General features: G+C 33.1%; 14 protein-coding genes. All 14 read right to left on the reverse strand.

Annotation, left to right across the window (positions count from 1 at the left end; all coding sequences use genetic code 11):
- Positions 1 to 4: 4 nt before the first annotated feature.
- Positions 5 to 1,327: a xylose isomerase gene (gene xylA, locus SH09_RS15495; protein WP_042740492.1), complete on the reverse strand. Its 1,323-nt coding sequence runs from the start codon at positions 1,325 to 1,327 to the stop codon at positions 5 to 7.
- Positions 1,328 to 1,475: 148 nt separating this feature from the next.
- The gene (locus tag SH09_RS15500; RefSeq protein ID WP_186823871.1) at positions 1,476 to 2,582 is read right to left on the reverse strand and encodes an ROK family protein; all 1,107 of its coding nucleotides are present in this window, start codon (positions 2,580 to 2,582) and stop codon (positions 1,476 to 1,478) included.
- 231 nt (positions 2,583 to 2,813) lie between these two features.
- On the reverse strand, positions 2,814 to 4,220 hold the full coding sequence (locus SH09_RS15505) for a sugar porter family MFS transporter (protein ID WP_042740494.1): 1,407 nt from the start codon (positions 4,218 to 4,220) through the stop codon (positions 2,814 to 2,816).
- Positions 4,221 to 4,275: 55 nt separating this feature from the next.
- Positions 4,276 to 5,697 carry an L-arabinose isomerase gene (gene araA / locus SH09_RS15510; RefSeq protein WP_042740495.1) on the reverse strand — a complete coding sequence of 474 codons (1,422 nt, stop codon included), beginning with the start codon at positions 5,695 to 5,697 and terminating at the stop codon, positions 4,276 to 4,278.
- Between the two features lie 13 nt (positions 5,698 to 5,710).
- Positions 5,711 to 6,406, reverse strand: coding sequence for an L-ribulose-5-phosphate 4-epimerase (locus tag SH09_RS15515; protein ID WP_042740496.1), 696 nt, complete (start codon positions 6,404 to 6,406; stop codon positions 5,711 to 5,713).
- Entirely contained in the window at positions 6,375 to 8,006 is a 1,632-nt protein-coding gene (locus tag SH09_RS15520; protein ID WP_042740497.1) for a xylulokinase, read from the reverse strand. Before SH09_RS15520 ends, SH09_RS15515 begins: the two co-directional genes overlap by 32 nt.
- A gap of 423 nt (positions 8,007 to 8,429) precedes the next feature.
- Entirely contained in the window at positions 8,430 to 9,503 is a 1,074-nt protein-coding gene (locus SH09_RS15525; RefSeq protein WP_042740498.1) for a GntR family transcriptional regulator, read from the reverse strand.
- Positions 9,504 to 9,638: 135 nt separating this feature from the next.
- Positions 9,639 to 10,511, reverse strand: a complete 873-nt coding sequence (locus SH09_RS15530; RefSeq protein WP_042740499.1) for a squalene/phytoene synthase family protein — start codon at positions 10,509 to 10,511, stop codon at positions 9,639 to 9,641.
- 256 nt (positions 10,512 to 10,767) lie between these two features.
- On the reverse strand, positions 10,768 to 11,889 hold the full coding sequence (locus SH09_RS15535; RefSeq protein WP_042740500.1) for an FAD-dependent oxidoreductase: 1,122 nt from the start codon (positions 11,887 to 11,889) through the stop codon (positions 10,768 to 10,770).
- 30 nt (positions 11,890 to 11,919) lie between these two features.
- Positions 11,920 to 12,495: a PadR family transcriptional regulator gene (locus SH09_RS15540; protein WP_042740501.1), complete on the reverse strand. Its 576-nt coding sequence runs from the start codon at positions 12,493 to 12,495 to the stop codon at positions 11,920 to 11,922.
- Positions 12,496 to 12,780: 285 nt separating this feature from the next.
- Positions 12,781 to 14,424 (reverse strand): alpha-keto acid decarboxylase family protein, encoded by a 1,644-nt coding sequence (locus SH09_RS15545; protein ID WP_042740502.1) that lies wholly within the window; start codon positions 14,422 to 14,424, stop codon positions 12,781 to 12,783.
- A gap of 472 nt (positions 14,425 to 14,896) precedes the next feature.
- Positions 14,897 to 15,355, reverse strand: coding sequence for a MarR family winged helix-turn-helix transcriptional regulator (locus SH09_RS15550; protein WP_042740503.1), 459 nt, complete (start codon positions 15,353 to 15,355; stop codon positions 14,897 to 14,899).
- Positions 15,356 to 15,978: 623 nt separating this feature from the next.
- Positions 15,979 to 16,920, reverse strand: a complete 942-nt coding sequence (locus tag SH09_RS15555; protein ID WP_042740504.1) for a mechanosensitive ion channel — start codon at positions 16,918 to 16,920, stop codon at positions 15,979 to 15,981.
- A 202-nt stretch (positions 16,921 to 17,122) separates the two neighbouring features.
- A complete protein-coding gene (arr, locus tag SH09_RS15560; RefSeq protein WP_042740505.1) occupies positions 17,123 to 17,563 on the reverse strand; it encodes an NAD(+)--rifampin ADP-ribosyltransferase in 441 nt (146 codons plus the stop codon).
- Positions 17,564 to 17,641 lie beyond the last annotated feature (78 nt).

Raw genomic sequence — 17,641 nt, forward strand, 5'->3', positions numbered from 1 at the left:
GCAATCAACCTTTACTATTAATATTTAAAATATATTGATTAATTTGTGACTTTATTACTTCTAAATGATCCGACTCATTTGTAATTTCAGTAAGTGTTAAAGCATATTTTTCTAACTCTTTAAATGTGACTTCGCCGTTTAGAATTTTTTGACCAATTCCACTTTGATAAGATGCATACTTTTCACTTACTATATTTTCAAAAAAGTTATCTTCAATCATTTGATGTGCAACTCTTAGACCTAAAGCGAAGGCATCCATACCTGCAATATGTGTTAATACCAAGTCCTCCTGTTTGAAAGAGGTACGACGTGGTTTAGCATCAAAGTTCAAGCCACCTGGCGTTAATCCACCATTTTTCAAAATTTCATACATGGCAAGTGTAGTGTCATAGACATCCGTAGGAAATTCATCAGTATCCCAGCCTAATTGAGGATGACCTTGGTTGGCATCTACTGAGCCTAGCAATTGGTTATCACGTGCATATCTTAGTTCATGTTGGAAAGAATGACCCGCTAATGTTGCATGATTGGCCTCAATATTGAATTTAAATACATGATCTAAATTGTACTTTTGTAAAAATGCATGTGCCGTTGCTACATCTGTATCATATTGATGTGTTGTCGGTTCTTTCGGCTTAGGTTCGATTAAGAATTGACCTTTAAAACCAATTTCCTCTGCATAAGCGATAGCCATTTTAAAAAACTTAGCTAAATTATCTAACTCTAATTTCATATCGGTATTCAGCAGACTTTCGTAGCCTTCTCTACCACCCCAAAATACAAAGTTTTCCGCATTTAACGTTTTCGCAATTTCTAATGACTTTTTGACCTTTGCGGCAGCATATGCAAATACGTCAGCGTTTGATGATGTAGCCGCACCATGAACAAAGCGTTCATGTGTGAAGTTGTTCGTTGTATTCCATAATAATTTTTTACCTGTTTCATCCATTTTTTCTTTTATCAATTTAACTATCACATCTAAATTTTCATTTGATTCTTCTAAGTTTTTTCCTTCAGGAGCGATATCAATGTCATGGAAACAAAAGTATTCAATACCTGTTTTTTCCATAAATTCAAATATTGCAGATACGCGCGCTTTTGCTTTATCCATATCATTTAAATTATCCCAATCTCTAATAGCAGCTCCCACTCCAAATGGATCTGATAAATCAGCAGTAAACGTATGCCAATAAGCTACACTAAATCTCAAATGCTCTGCCATCGTTTTGTCACCAATTTTTTCTGAAGCATTATAATATTTAAAACTAAATGGATTCGTTGATTTCGGCCCTTCATACTGTACTTTTTCAATATCAAAATATGTCATGATTCATTCCTCCTGTTTTCCACTTGGTTAGTTAGTTTAATAAACTAACTAACTTTTTAATCACTATATCACTTCGGCCGATATTTGTAAACGCTTTCTTAATATAAATAAAAAACCTTTTAACATTATCGTTAAAAGGCTAAATTATTTATTTGAAATTTAATTTTATATCATGAACATCCAGTATTTGTTGCGTAATAGCAATTGCTGCCCCCATTAATGTCGCATATTGGACATTAGAGGTTATAGCTACATTGTTATTATTAGAATTAAATTTGCATGACACATGTTTAATTTTTTCAAGCAATTCAGGTATTTCATTGATTAATGGACAATTGATATAAATCATCTCAGGGTTCATTTGTGAATTTAAGTTGTGCACCAATACAGCGATTCTCTTACAGAATAATTCCAATGTTTGAGTGACAGTATAATCGCCTTCTACATAGTGTTTTTTCACTTTATCTACTGTCATTGTGGTGTTGAGTTGTTTAGTTAAGTGTTGAATAATTGCTTCTTGTGAACATAAATCTTCAATTTTAAGGTATGTGGGTTCGTCTGTTGCAACATTTGAAATCAAAGTCTTGCCTATTTCTCCTGCTTGCCCCGCATTTCCACGATATAATTTCTTATCGATGATCAATCCTGCCCCTATACCTTTATGTATACTAAGAGATATCAGATTATTAATTTCGAGGTTGCCTTGATAGTCTCTCTCATAAATAGCCGATAGATTGGCTTCATTCTCCAATATAACTGGCACATTCGTGACTTGCTTTATCGCTTCGACGATTGATATATCCTCTAAATCATGAAACGGCAAATCAATAATTTCTTGTTGTTCATTAACAATACCATGAACCGATATCGCTACACCTAACAAGCCAAATTCTGTTTCATAATATGCATCTGCATTCACATATTGCTTAATCATTGAGATAATATCACTCATCTTGTTACTTTCAAGAGGAACAGACTGATGTTTCATTGTCTCCCCATCAAAATAACTATATAAAATTTCTATCGAATGGTATGCTATATCTATCGAAATTGTATAACCAAAGTGTTTATTTACTTCTAATAGAATCGGTTTTCTACCGCCACTTTTAGTACTATCTCCCTGTCCTACTTCAGTAACGAGTTTTTTAAGCTTTAATCTATTAAGTAAGTTAGATATCGTTGCCTTATTGATTTCTAAATTTTTTGATATCTGAATCCTTGAAATATAGCGATTGTTGAATATTTGTTGAAGCACTTGTCGTTCATTCTCATCTAAATTTAATGCTTCTAATTTCTCCATTTCTATTCACCTCACCTAAATATAATGTTTAGTACTCATTTTATAGCACTCAATCTTTCATTCAATAATTTAACTATAGCATACCCCCATTCATCTAGGATAAATAAAAAAAGATTACAGTCACAATCTTTGCAACTGTAATCTTAAACATGCACTTTAACATGTAAGCCATTATACTAGCTAACATTAACTTTCTTTAACGTTAACATTATTAAGTTTCACTTTTTCTTCTGTACCACAAAATGTTTCGATTTCTTCTAATGTTTTTCCTCTTGATTCAGGGACACATTTTTTAACAAATATAACACCTAAAATACAGATGATACCGAATATCGCAAATACCATTTCTTGTGGAAAATGTGTCGTCATAATCGGGAATAATAGTCCAACTAAAAATGAACCTAACCAATTTAATGAAGATGCAACGCCTGATGCAAATCCTCTAATTGTTAACGGGAATATTTCCCCTACAATTACCCAAGTCAATGGCGCCCATGTAAATGAATAGAAGGCTACGTAGATACTTAAAAATATCACAATTATAATTGGGTTAGCATTAGGTATTACAATATTAATAATTGTAGGTAATATAAATGACAATCCCATCACTGTACCGCCAAGCATGAGCAATGTTCGTCGATTAAACTTATCAGCAATCCAAATAAATAGTAATGAACCTAGAACCAAGATAACGCCTTGAATAATTGGCCATAATAATGCCGAGCTTGCTGAATTACCTGTCGCTTGTTCAACGATTAGAGGAATATAATAGAATATCGCATTTGCCCCTTGAAATTGTTGAAAAGCTGCAACACCCAATCCTGCAATTACCAAATACTTATATTTACTATTAAATAAGGTACTTAATGTATTATTTGTTGTCACTTTATTCTCAGTTAAAATCGTACTTCTAATTTCCTCAAATTCTGCATCAACTTGTTTCACTTTTCGTAAATTCATTAATACATGCTTTGCTTCATCAAACTTTCCATTTTTAATTAAAAATCTAGGAGATTCTGGTAATTTTAATACCCCTAAAAATAGTATTAAAGCTGGCACTGCGGCTATGCCTAACATCAATCTCCAACCTAATTCGACCGGTAAATCACGTAACAAGAAATCCACAATATAAGATAACAACATACCTGATACAATCATCGTTTGATTCAAACCAGACAATTGACCTCTGAATTTTGCTGGTGCCATCTCAGACATATATGCTGGTACAAGCGCCGAAGCTGCACCTACAGCTAAACCTAAAATAATACGTGAAATAATTAGGAAATAATTGCCGTGATGTGGTGCAATGCCGGATAACACCGAACCTAACACAAAGATTAATGCGGAAATTAGAATCATTTTTCTACGCCCTAATTTATCCGATAATCTACCTGCTAAAATACCACCAAAAATAGCACCTAACATCACTGAAGATGTAATTAATCCTATAATAAAGCCACTATCTATACCCCAATCTTCCCTAAGAAATGGTAAAGCACCAGTCATTACACCAATGTCATAACCAAATAGAATACCACCAAATGCACCAAAGAAATAAATAAAACTATTGGACACCTTACTGTTTGTTTTCATCCCATTCACCCTCTTTTTACCTTTCGCATACATCTATGTCACAACAATTCATCCATTATTTAATCACTACATACTCTGCTTCAAACATCTTAATTAACGTCTCTAGTTGTGCCGAGTTTAACGTCAACGAAAGTACGGTATGATGGCCGCCACCTTCTTCAATCCAGCGTCTCACTCCTGTTTCAAGTGATGGTTTTGCTTGCCATAATACTCTTGCTACTGGTAAATTCGGAGCAGGCTCTGTTAATGTTTCGGCAGTAATTTCATTAACGATAAATTTATAGTGAGTACCTAAATCAAGCATTGTCACAACAACACCTTCGCCTGCTTGACCATCGAACACCAAGCGTGCTGGGTCGTTCTTATCGCCAATGCCTAAGTAATCTACGACGATTTTTGGTTTAGTTGCTGCCAATGTCGGATCAACTTCTAACATATGCGAACCTAGAATTTGCTGTTTATCACTTCGCATATCATACGTATAATCTTCCATAAATCCAGTCGCTTTATTGTCTGTAGCAATTTTTAACAATCTATCCAATGCCGCTGTTTTCCAATCACCTTCACCTGCAAATCCATAACCTTGTTCATTTAGACGTTGTACAGCTAAACCTGGTAATTGTTTCATACCATGTAAGTCCTCAAAGTTTGTTGTAAAGGCAGTGTATCCACCAGCATCTAAGAAACGTTTAATGGCAATTTCATATTTAATTTGCTCTTTAACTGAATCATTAAAATGTGCTTCATCATTATTTCTGTAATCAAAATCATATTGATTCTGATATTCAGCAAACAGAGTTGTAATTTCCTCTTCTTTGACTGCTTCTATATATGCAACTAAATCCCCAATTCCAAAGTAATCTACAGTCCAACCAAATTGGATTTGTGCTTCTATCTTGTCACCTTCAGTAACTGCAACATTTCTCATATTGTCGCCAAAGCGTGCCACCTTAAGATTGAAACTCTCATTGTAAGCATGAGCGATGCGCATCCATGACTTAATATCTTCTTGAGTCGCTTTATCTTTCCAATGACCAAAAATGATTTTATTTTGTTTGCCCAACCTTTTATTGATAAAGCCGTACTCTCTATCTCCATGAGCAGATTGATGTAAATTCATATAATCCATATCAATTTTTTCCCAGGAAATATTGTCATAGAATTGTGTTGCTAAATGTAATAATGGTTTTTGCAGGAGTTTAGTCCCTCTAATCCACATTTTGGCTGGTGAAAATGTATGCATCCATGTAATAACACCTGCAATATCATCTCTATAATTTGCTTCTTTCATAATATTTGTAATAGCATCCGCTGTTGTTGCCAATTGTGTTTGTAATTCAATATTAAAAGGCAAATCAGCCTGTTCATTTAAATATGTCGTCATTACCTGTGCGTCTGACTTCACTTGCTCTAATGCCTCATCACCGTATAGTGCTTGCGATCCAACAACAAACCAAAATTTCTTTTCTGTAGCCATCTTTAAATTCCTCCTATTTCTGTCCGTAATAAGCATTTTCGCCATGCTTTCTTTCATAATGTTTATTTAAAATCTCTTCTGGTAGCGCTTTCGCATATGCGTTTAATTGTTGCGTAAATAAATTCATTTTACATACTTCTTCTAAAACAACTGCATTCATCACTGCATGTTCACAATCTTTCGCCCACACAAAAGGCGCGTGCCCTTGTAATAAAACAGCTGGAACTGCATTTGGATCAATATTTCGTTCTTTGAATGTTTCAACAATGACATTTCCAGTTTCATACTCATAATCTCTGTTAATTTCACTTGCTGTTAAAAATCTTGCACATGGGACTGAACCATAAAACGTATCTGCATGTGTCGTCCCCATTGCCGGTACATCTAACCCTGCTTGAGCCCAAATTGTCGCCCAAGGAGAATGTGTGTGTACAACACTGCCTATATTTGGAAATGATTTGTACAATACTGCATGTGTAGGCATATCTGATGATGGTCTCAAATCGCCTTCAACGATTTCACAATCTAGATTACAAACCACCATGTCTTCAGGTTTCATTTGAGCATAATCAACACCACTCGGTTTTATGACAAACAGTTGCGTTTCAGGGTCAAATCCACTGACATTTCCCCAAGTGTATTTAATTAAACCTCTCTCTGGTAACTCTAAATTCGCTTTATATACTTCTTGTTTTAATTTTTCTAACATTCGCTTCACCTTCTAAATAATGTGATAATTGTCGCTCAATAGGTAATCCTTTTATAGTCTTATCGATATAGGTATCAAAGTTTTCAACTGCTTGCGCAGATGGTTCAATTGTCGTTTCATCTATATTGGCAAACACAAAATCATCTAGAAATTGTGACAATGTCATATCTTTATTGATAGTTGCAAATTTTGCCAATACACTAATGCCCCAAGCACCACCTTCACTCGCTTGATTCATCACTGTAATCGGGGCATCCATAGCTGCACTTAATACTGATTGTGCAATACGCTCTGTTTTGAAAATGCCACCATGTGCAATTAATTTATTAATTGAAATATTTTCATTTGCTTTTAATAAATCCATGCCAATTTTTAATGTACTAAAGGCACTAAACAATTGTGTTTTCATGAAATTTGCAAGTGTAAAATGATGATTCGGCTCTCTTACGAATAGTGGGTATCCCTCTTCAACTTTGGTAATATTTTCACCGGAGACATATCCATACGACAATAATCCACCTAAGTCATCATCACTTTTTTCAGATTCTTTCAATATTTGTCCGTACAAATCATCTGATGAAAAACGCACTCCCATAGTTTCAAGAACTTGTTCAAATAAATTCATCCACGCATTTATTTCAGAAGTACAATTATTGGTATGAATCATGGCTACTTCACTACTTGAAGGTGTTGCAACGATATCCACTTCTGGATATACATTTTTCAAAGATTGTTCTAAGACTATCATGGCAAATGCACTTGTTCCTGCTGAAATATTACCTGAACGTGGTGTAACAGCGTTAGTAGCTACCATCCCTGTACCAGCATCACCTTCAGGTGGACACATAACACAGCCACTTTCTAAATTGCCATCAGGATCCAACAATCTTGCACCTTCATCTGTTAAATATCCAGCATTGTCACCTGCAACTTTAATTTTTGGTAATAAATCAATAACTGCTTTATGAAATCCTTCTGTATTGAATAATATATCTGCCTCTTCTAATAAGTCTGTTCTGTATGCTTGTTGCCCAACATCTACCGGAAACATCCCTGAAGCATCTCCTATGCCTAATACCTTTTCTCCCGTCAAATACCAGTGAATATAGCCTGCTAATGTCGTAATATAATTCACTTGATTTACGTGAGATTCTTTATCTATAACCGCTTGATATAAATGTGCGATACTCCATCTTTCTGGGATATTATAGTTAAATGCTGTTCTCAAAATTTTTGCCGCTTCAACCGTGTTGCCATTTCTCCAAGTTCTAAATGGAACTAACAGATCCTCATGTTCATCGAATGCCAAATATCCATGCATCATTGCACTAATACCAAGGCTATTAATTTTGCGTATAGTTATATCAAACTTGTCTTTTAAATTTTTTGCCATATCTTGATAACTTTGTTGTAATCCAACCCAAATATCATTTACTGAATAGGTCCAATAGCCATCTATATAATTGTTCTCCCATTCAAAGCTACCTGTTGCTAATGTGTTAAATTGCGCATCAATTGCTATCGTCTTAATACGAGTTGAACCTAGCTCAATACCAATAGACAACTCAGAACTATCGGTTATATTAGTAGGATTTTGCATTGCAAACACCTCTTTTGTAATCGTTTTCAAATAAATCATAAAGTATTTGTCCGTACATGTCAATACATTATAATTTTTGTCCGTATATATTAATTGGTGTAATCCTTTTATACAAATTCTTACAATATCTAATTCAAAAGATTTATCCCTTAGTTTTGTAGGGGCAACCTAAATTATTTGAACCACCTACCTAAATCCTTGGCCTGTGTCTTGGTCTCGCTCCTCATTTCTTATTATCCTATTCGTTCAGGTGTCTCAATTTCAATTCGTAGACCATACAAGTGACTGTTATATGAAATAAAAAAAAGAGCCAAATTCCGTTATATGGATTGGCTCTGTCGTTATTTAAAGATACTCGATACTATAAGTATAGTTATACCACTCAACTAAACGCATTGCATCGTATCATTCGCTATATATGATTTACTTTACGGAACTTCTTTCTATAATATAGGTATCTAATAGTTCTGAAGGTTGTACCTTACCTGTTTCAATTGTATTCAATACCCAATTAGCTGCTTTCTCTCCTAATAGTTCTTGAGGGTGGGATGTCGTTGTTAAATCAACATCTTCTAATTTGCTCAATACTGAGTTATCTTCCCCCACAACAGACATATCATTTGGAATGGCAATACCTAGTTTTTCTAATTTTTTCATAATGTAATATGCGATTTGGTCATTGTAACACACCACAGCCGAAGCTTGTATTTGCTTCGATACCACGTGTTCCACAAATTGATCTAACACAGATAATTTACTTTCTGTATCATACGTATAAATATATTCACTCTTAAAGACTTTGTTACAATTTTCAAAGGCATTAAAATAACCTTTCATCCTTAACTTACCTTGATTGTCATCTATCTTGGTAATTAAAGCGATATCCTCATGTCCCTTATCTATAAGATATTTCGTTGCAAGATGTCCTGACTTAATATCATCAATAGCAATATAGGGTAAGTTCAATTCTTCATATTGCGCATTAATAGATAATATCGGAATATTACGTTGTTTAAATAAGGAATAATACGATAAGTTCGGATTGTAGACATTACTTTTCGTAGGTTCAACAATGAGACCTTTGATACCTTGATTTAACATCATCTCTAAACATTGACGCTCGTCAGCATGATTATTGTTCGTGCTTGCTAATATTAATGAGTAACCATTCTCTCTCAATACTGTTTCGATACCTCGTATGATACTCGGAAATATATAATCTGATAAATAGGTTACAATTAATCCAATCTTCTTAGCATTATGGTTCGTTTCCGAATTTAAAAATTCATAACTTACATATGAACCAGAACCTTTTCTCTTATTTATATAACCATCTGCAACTAATAATTCCATTGCTTGACGTATCGTATATCGGCTCACACTATATCGATGCTGGAAATCCTTTTCAGTAGGTAATAATGATCCTACTTGGAATTCTTTACTAATAATTTTATTTTTAATCTCATCTGCTATCACTTGATATTTAGGCTTATTCATAAAATACAATCTCCTAGTTCTAACGATATATGCTTAATCATTGTTAGTATATCATATAAAAGTTAAATTCAATTTATCGCAAAAGTAAGATGTTTACTTGGTATTTGTTACTTAATGATTATCCAAGCGTACAAGTCATGACTTACTATATGTTTCCATAACGTTGCGATAAATTTTTGATTTTTTGTAACTACTTAAATTTGCATGTTTTGTTACATCATACAAATTCTTTCTTACCTCTTCTAATAATCCTTGATAAGTCTTAATTGTCAGTACAATGATGGGCTCTATATCATCGTCAAATAAATACAAGTGATCCAAAATATATGAGAAATTCCGTTCTATCAGTTTCGCATAACTTTCCCATAAATGTGCGTAGTTAGGGGTTACGCCGTTATAATAAATTGAATCCAAATCAACATTGTAGTATTCCAACTTTTCAATACTTATATAGATTTTACCATTGCTATAGTCCTTGCCTACATTTCTTAATATTTTAGTCAATTGGAGGGCCTTTCCTAAAGCAATACTCATCGCATTTGCTTCTGCTACCTTAGTTGCTTCAATTTGTGATTGAGTAAAAATAGGATTAAGCAATTCTCCAATAACACCACTTACACCATAGCAGTATTGCTCTAATTGCTGATCAGTGTCATTTGCAGAAAATACAAAATCATCTTCAACTGTTTGGATAAATGTCTCTAAAGCGGATCTTGGCAAATTATATAAATGTATCGTCTGTGCCAATGGTTTCATTATTTTTGTATTACTATGAAACTTTTTAGTCTCCCCATTATAAATTTGTTGGACATCTTGCTTGATTTTATTTAAATATTCTATATCTTTATGCACCTTAATACTTTCGTCTACGTTATGATAAAGTGCATAAATCGACCATAGCGCATTACGCTTTTCAGTTGATAAATGTTCAAAAGCATTCGCAAATGTCTTTGTATAATTTTTCATTATCTTTTGACAATATTTATACTCTTTTTCTAAGTTCCCCATATTTACACACCTTATATTTAATATCTTTATATGCTCATCAGATGTTGTATTTTAAGCAGTAATCACCAAATGTTATGTACTATTTTATTGTTATATTAATTACATTTACCCGTTTTCATTTTGATTATGTCTAGCTATGAATCAATCTATTACTTATATGTCGCATATGATATCACAATGATACACTTATTATAAAAATAACGCGTTCAAGGCATTAATTCATCCTTAAACGCGTTAAATTTTAATTTAATTGATATTAATTTACAAATGTGAACATGTCACTTAACTTTTTAGCGGCGCCTTCTGTAAACATGCGCTCTAAGTTGTCTTGAGAATCTTGCGCACTAATTTTAGATACTTTATTCATCTCTTGTTCATATTGTTTAGCTACTGTCATTTTATCAGTGTGCTCGTCTAGAGATTTCACAAATAAATAAGCATCATACAATGCCATATTTACACCTTCACCAGCAAATGGACTCATCAAATGTGCTGCATCTCCAATTAGTGTAATAGATTGATTTGTTTCCCATTTAAAGCCAATGGGTAATCTATATATTCTTCTAAACAAGATATTATTGCTCATATTTTTAATATAATTTAATAATTGCTCATCCCACTGTTCGAAGTCACTCAGCAAACGTGCTTTCAATTCATCGTGCGACATTTGTTTATAATCTTCTAATTCAGCTTCTGCCATTCTGTAAGATACATAAACTTTAATGCTGTCATCACCATTTAATTGTGCTAACAAACCTTTATCTTGGTCTAAAGCCATCATTTTTCCATTCTTATTGTATTGTAACAACTGCGGGTAGTGTTGGCTCACTTCTTCAACGTTAATCTCCACCATACTAATACCTGTATATTCTATATTTACATCTGACAAATAAGATCTGACTTTAGAAAATGCACCATCAGAACCAATCACATAGTCAAATTGTTCTTGATAGCCATTAGAAAAAGTAACTTCACATTTGCTATCAGCAAATTGCTTTAGACTTTCAAACTGATAGCCATACTTAATTGCTGATGGATCAATGTGACTACGAATTAAATCACATAGCACTCCACGATCAATTTCAGGTCGATCACCTTGACCATCTGCATCGTCTTCATAATATACTTTACCAGTTGCATCGACAATCTTTGTATCTTCACCTTCAAATCGCGCAAGCTTATTAAATTCATCAATAAGCCCCGCTTCCTTCAGAGGTATTTGTCCTGTATCCCCATGTATATCTAATGACCCACCTTGCAACTGATGATTTTGACCATTAGATTTTTCAAAAATAGTAAACTGATAACCACGTTGTTGAAGTAACAGTCCTAGCATTAAACCGCCAGGACCTCCACCAATAATTGCAATACGATTCATTTTGTATTCCCCACTTACAAATATTTAGATTTAATATAAATCTTCAAGTTCTTTCTTCGTACGTTCGACAAATTCATTAAATTTGCGTTTTTTCTCTTCATCGTTAAATGACTCTTTACTCTTGAGCATAAACGTTCTAAATAAATCCTGTAATTGTGCTCTAGATTCTTGCATTTTGTCAAAATCCATATGCTTTAATTGTTCTAATCGAGTCAACATTGCATCATTCATATTTTCATTTAAGAACGTTTGTCCCTCTTCAGTAATCGTATACACTTTCTTCTTACCATCTTTCGAAATTGATACAAACTCTCTATCTTCTAGCATTTGTAATATAGGATAAACTGATCCAGGACTAGGTGAATAGAATCCTTTAAACTGTTCTTCTAAATCTTTGATAATTTGATAACCATGCTTTGATTCTTGCTGCAACATTTTTAAAATTACAAACTGTAAATTACCTTTTTTGAAAAATCTTTCCTTACCCATTGCTGCCATTGCACGAGGATCAAATCCATCCATACCTCTACCAAAACCAAAATCTTCTCTATTCATCATCTTATGTGCAAAATGTGTGTGTCTTTTGTGAAAATGTCTTCTAAACATATTAATCTCCCTTTCTTATTTCGATATATCGAAATTATAAACGATATATCGAAATACGTCAACGATATATCGTTATTTTTCTTTCTTTTTACACTAAATGATTTGCAAAACAGCGCAACCACGGGCTTTTGAATAAAATTTTTCAATAAAAATAGTCCTTAAATGAATAAACACATTTCATTTAAGGACCTAATATTTTAAATTACATGTCAGAATATATTGCTATTAAACAAACTACATTATCCAAAGAAATTGCTCGCTCTGTTTAACACAAGATGTGCTAGATTAACCATTTTGCTTTGCAAATGCTTTACCAATATCATTTAATTTTTCAGGGGCATCGTGCATACCCATCTTAACTTCAATGACATGCATACGATTAGGTTGCAGATTAATTTCATTGAAAGCATGTTGTAAACTCACACTTGAGTCAACTTCGTGTACTGATACGGTTTCGTTACCACCAAAGACACTAGGCAATGCTTTATAATCCCACATTGGTATATCGTTATACAACGCATTTTCACCATGAATTTTACGCTCAACAGTATAGCCATCATTATTTATAATAAATATTACTGGTTTCAACTGTAGTCTAATCATCGTTGCCATTTCCTGTACTGTTAATTGTAGCGATCCATCACCAATTAACAATACATTTCGTCGTTCTCCATCAGCTAATTGTGAACCTAAAGTTGCTGGTAAAGTATAACCAATTGATCCCCATAAAGGTTGACCAATAAATTTATTCGTTTTCGTTAATGCTAAATCATAGGCACCAAAGAAAGATGTTCCTTGTTCTGCAATCACTACATCATCACGATTTAAAAAATCTTGCATCATTTTAAAATATGTTTGTTGTGTTAACGGTGTATCATCTAATACATCATCATTTGGCACAGGCTTTTTGAACATAGGATAATCTCCATTGAAGTGAAAATCTATGCGCTGTAAACCTATTAATAAATCTTGTAAAGCTACATTATCATCTCGTGTTTCGTTCATTTTAAAGTTACGATGATTTAACATAATTACATCATCTATATCAAATTGATATGAAAATCCTGCCGTTGCAGAATCTGTTAGCTTAGCACCGATATTTAATATAGCATCACTATGATCCACATAGTATTTAATGCGTTCCTCAGCAATTGAACCATCATAAATGCCCATATAATATGGACTCTCCTCATTAAAAGCACCTTTACCCAAAGATAATTGGGCAACTGGAATACCCGTCTGATTAACAAATTGTTCTAATAATTCATGCAAACCGAAACTATTAATCTCGTGTCCTGTAATAATCACTGGTCGTTCCGCACTATTTAATTTCGCTTGAACCATGTCGATATATTGAGAAACATCAGCAGGTTTGCTCATTTTATAGTGATAATCTTCCTTCACTTCAATCTCTTTTGCTGCAACATCAATTGGTAAATGTATGTGTACAGGTCTACTTTCAGTTAATGCGGCATTGATAACTCTTGGAATTTCCAATTGTGCATTATCCTCTGTAATATATGCTTGTGTAGTCGTGATTGGTTCATACATTTTGCGATAATCATCAAAGTTACCTTCACCTAATGAGTGATGCACATATTTCCCTGCTTGTTCCACTGCTTGTGTAGGGGCGCCCGTAATTTGAATGACTGGCACACGCTCTGCAAATGCACCCGCAATACCATTAACAGCACTCAGCTCACCAACACCAAATGTAGTTACCATTGCACTGATGCCTTTCATTCTAGCATAACCATCAGCAGCGTAACTCGCGTTTAATTCATTCGTATTACCTATCCATTCCATATCCGTTCTACCGATAATATCATCTAAAAACGTTAAATTAAAATCTCCCGGAACACCAAAAACCTTATCCACGCCAACATTACTTAAACAGTCCATTAAATATTGTCCAATACGTCTTCTCATAATTCATTTCCCCTTTTTATCTATATTGAATTACACTTCCAAAATAATAAAAATGAAACAAAAGGTCAACTATATTGACTTATTTAAATTGTGAAACTTTTTATTTTGCACTTATCATTTATCAATAAGCAATGAACTATAATCATTGCCAATTTACCTAGCACTGGAGTAATAAAAAATGATCACTGATGTTTATTTCAACATCAATGATCATTCTATCTTTAAAAATGTGATAATAAGCATTTTATTGGCTAACATCCTACATATTCCAATATGCAATGGTGGATTTGTAAATCCCTATATTTACCAATAATGCCAACTTATTAATATATGGGCTGTATATTTAGACAGACATGCTTATCTCTAAGTAGATTAACTTTAATTTGTCACGTATGATACGTATGACATTGACAATTTACAATGTAATCATACTTGAATTTACCTTTAAACCATGGGTTAGTGTGCGATAGCATTAGTCTTTATCAAAATCATCTTTGAGATGTTTAATTTCTGCGTATCCTTGTCTATGAGAAGCAAATTCTTCCATGATAGCGTACCAATCATTCCCGACCTTTTTTTGAATATCTTGAAATAAATCATTTTGCGCTTTATTTAATTCTCTGACCAATTTTGTTCCTTTATCCGTAGCATATAATGCTTTAACACGCTTATCATGTTCCGTTTGTTTCTCTATAATATATGCTTCGTCTTTTAACTTTTTCAAAGCAGCATGGCTACCCTGTTTAGAGATTTCCATACTTTTCAATAAATCCTTTATAGTAATTCCCGGTACTTTATCTATGAAAAATAAGAATCTATGATGTTGACGATTCAATCCATAAGCCTCAATAATTTCATCAGCTGTATTGATAAATGTTTTATAAGCAAAATAAAACAACAGATTCTCATAATCATTATTATTTTCTTGCATGGCTTACCTTCCTTTTAATTCAATATTTCTTCTTATTTATATTATGCCATCTATCAAACTATTTTGGTCTCCAATTTATAATCACATCATTGTTCAGTCCTACGAAAATAAAAAGACTAACATAAGACATTTCAAATGTTAGTCACCATTATTTTCGCTTTACATAATAAAAATACACTGATTCTATAGTTATGACAATATGATTCTTTCACGTTTTTCTATATTTGTAAGTTTATCCATCAAAATCGAAAGATAAAGTACACAAAAATCATTTAAAATTACAATAATGAACATGTTATTTTATTTAAATCTTCATCTTTTAACCCGTTATTCGTTTCTTGTTTTATCTCTGGAATAATTTCTGTTTCAATTAATTCCTTATAAGGTATCTTGTTTTTTGTAGTAAAAACATATAAGAAATGTGTATGGTTTGTGAGACACCTGAGGGAGTAGGATGCGTGTCGTGACCGAGGAGCGACCTAGCCTCTATGTAAGTGAGCAATAACAAGCCCATCAAAGATTTTGATCTTTGATGGGCTTCATGCTGGGGATTGATGTCCCAGACACTTCAGTATTTAACAACGTATAATACACAATGCGTTGTTAAATTTTAATTATGCAAATTATTGTTTTTTGTCTGAATCAATTTTATCTGAGAATTTATTTAACTGTTTCTCAGCAAATGATTTACCACCGATACCGAATGCGATAGCAAATGCTACAGCAACAGCACCTAGGATTAATAAGAACGCAACATTAACAATGCTTTGCGCAAAGTTTAATTGATCTAAAGTCATGAATACAGAAACAATAATCACTAAATACTTAACAATTTCAGCTAACATTGCGTTACCTGTTGATTTATTAATCAATTTAGAGATTAAATTGCCGCCAATTAAACCTAATGCTAAGATAATCACTGCTGAAATAACTAATGGTAAATAACCAATGATTGCTTCACCAATTTTATTTAACACTGATAAATTAACTGTATTCAAAGCTTGTACAGTGAAGAATAAACCAATTAGCGCTGTAATAACCCAGCCTGTTGCAGTTGGTATATCAATGCTGTCTTTATTTTCGCCGAAATTAACATATTTATTAAAACGACTCACATTGAGACTACCTAGAATATTTTTCACTAATGTACCTAACACTTTGGCAATAAAAATACCTAATACCAATATAATGACAGCTACAATGATTTTAGGTGAGAAATTAAGTATACTACTCATCATACCTTTAATTGGTTTAGATACTGATTGCATATTCAATGAATCAAATACTGATGGTAGGAATAATAAGAATACTAAGAAATAAGCTAATTTACCGAATGTTTGAATAATACCTTCTGATTCAGATTTGCCCTTTCCAGCATCTACTAGACCTTTCTTTTGTAACCACTCTTCAAAACCAAGTGCACCTAATCCTTTTACTATAACTTTTTTAACAATAACTGCAATTATCCATGCAATTAGTAAGAATATTAATGCACCAATGATATTAGGGAGAAAGCTAATAATACTATCCACTACTCCCATCAAAGAACTTAATACTTTATTCATGATAATTCGCCTCCTTTTTTGTCAATTTACCCTAGTAAATTCTAAATAATCTTATTTTATATATTTTTTAGAAAAAACTTTTAAATTTAGTGATAAATTTCAGAGGAATTGTATTTCATGATTTGTAAGTGAATGAATTATAAAGAGCGATTTGAATTTTAATTATATATACATTTGAATCACATACACTTTTTATAAATGCTTAATCTTCAATAATATCGGCACCAGTTGCCCTTAATTGCTGAAGGCCATCTAGCATTTCATTGATTACATCATCACTGTGGCGTTCCCATGTTGCTAACTCTCCTACTATCTTCAAAGGTGCTTTCGACCGATAAGACCTTGTAGGATTCCCTGGAAACTTTTTATCCGTGACATTTGGATCATTCTCAAATTCACCTAACGGCTCAACAATATAAATACGTTCATCTTGAATTTCTGCTGTGTTAGAAAGCGCAACCGCTAACTCTGCACCCCATTTTGCCGCTTCCAAAGTAGCAGTGAAATAGATATGATTCATTATTCTATCTTGATAATTTGATTGTCTTTTGGGCACTAATAAATCACCAACATTTAATTGAGCTTTTGTTCCATGAAAAAACGGACCATTATCAATCACCGATTCAACTGTATTATTTGCCATCGCACAACACTCCCTCATTTTTATTCGATAATGAGTATAAAACGATTACGTAAAAACTAATAGCCTTTTTCTCAAACA

The organism is Staphylococcus gallinarum (assembly GCF_000875895.1).
GTDB classification, from domain to species: domain Bacteria; phylum Bacillota; class Bacilli; order Staphylococcales; family Staphylococcaceae; genus Staphylococcus; species Staphylococcus gallinarum.

Coding starts and splice junctions, on each gene's coding strand:
- xylA (WP_042740492.1), bottom strand. CDS start 1,327: ATGACATATTTTGATATTGAAAAAGTACAGTATGAAGGGCCGAAATCA.
- SH09_RS15505 (WP_042740494.1), bottom strand. CDS start 4,220: ATGAAAACAAACAGTAAGGTGTCCAATAGTTTTATTTATTTCTTTGGT.
- araA (WP_042740495.1), bottom strand. CDS start 5,697: ATGGCTACAGAAAAGAAATTTTGGTTTGTTGTTGGATCGCAAGCACTA.
- SH09_RS15515 (WP_042740496.1), bottom strand. CDS start 6,406: ATGTTAGAAAAATTAAAACAAGAAGTATATAAAGCGAATTTAGAGTTA.
- SH09_RS15520 (WP_042740497.1), bottom strand. CDS start 8,006: ATGCAAAATCCTACTAATATAACCGATAGTTCTGAGTTGTCTATTGGT.
- SH09_RS15525 (WP_042740498.1), bottom strand. CDS start 9,503: ATGAATAAGCCTAAATATCAAGTGATAGCAGATGAGATTAAAAATAAA.
- SH09_RS15530 (WP_042740499.1), bottom strand. CDS start 10,511: ATGGGGAACTTAGAAAAAGAGTATAAATATTGTCAAAAGATAATGAAA.
- SH09_RS15535 (WP_042740500.1), bottom strand. CDS start 11,889: ATGAATCGTATTGCAATTATTGGTGGAGGTCCTGGCGGTTTAATGCTA.
- SH09_RS15540 (WP_042740501.1), bottom strand. CDS start 12,495: ATGTTTAGAAGACATTTTCACAAAAGACACACACATTTTGCACATAAG.
- SH09_RS15545 (WP_042740502.1), bottom strand. CDS start 14,424: ATGAGAAGACGTATTGGACAATATTTAATGGACTGTTTAAGTAATGTT.
- SH09_RS15550 (WP_042740503.1), bottom strand. CDS start 15,355: ATGCAAGAAAATAATAATGATTATGAGAATCTGTTGTTTTATTTTGCT.
- SH09_RS15555 (WP_042740504.1), bottom strand. CDS start 16,920: ATGAATAAAGTATTAAGTTCTTTGATGGGAGTAGTGGATAGTATTATT.
- arr (WP_042740505.1), bottom strand. CDS start 17,563: ATGGCAAATAATACAGTTGAATCGGTGATTGATAATGGTCCGTTTTTT.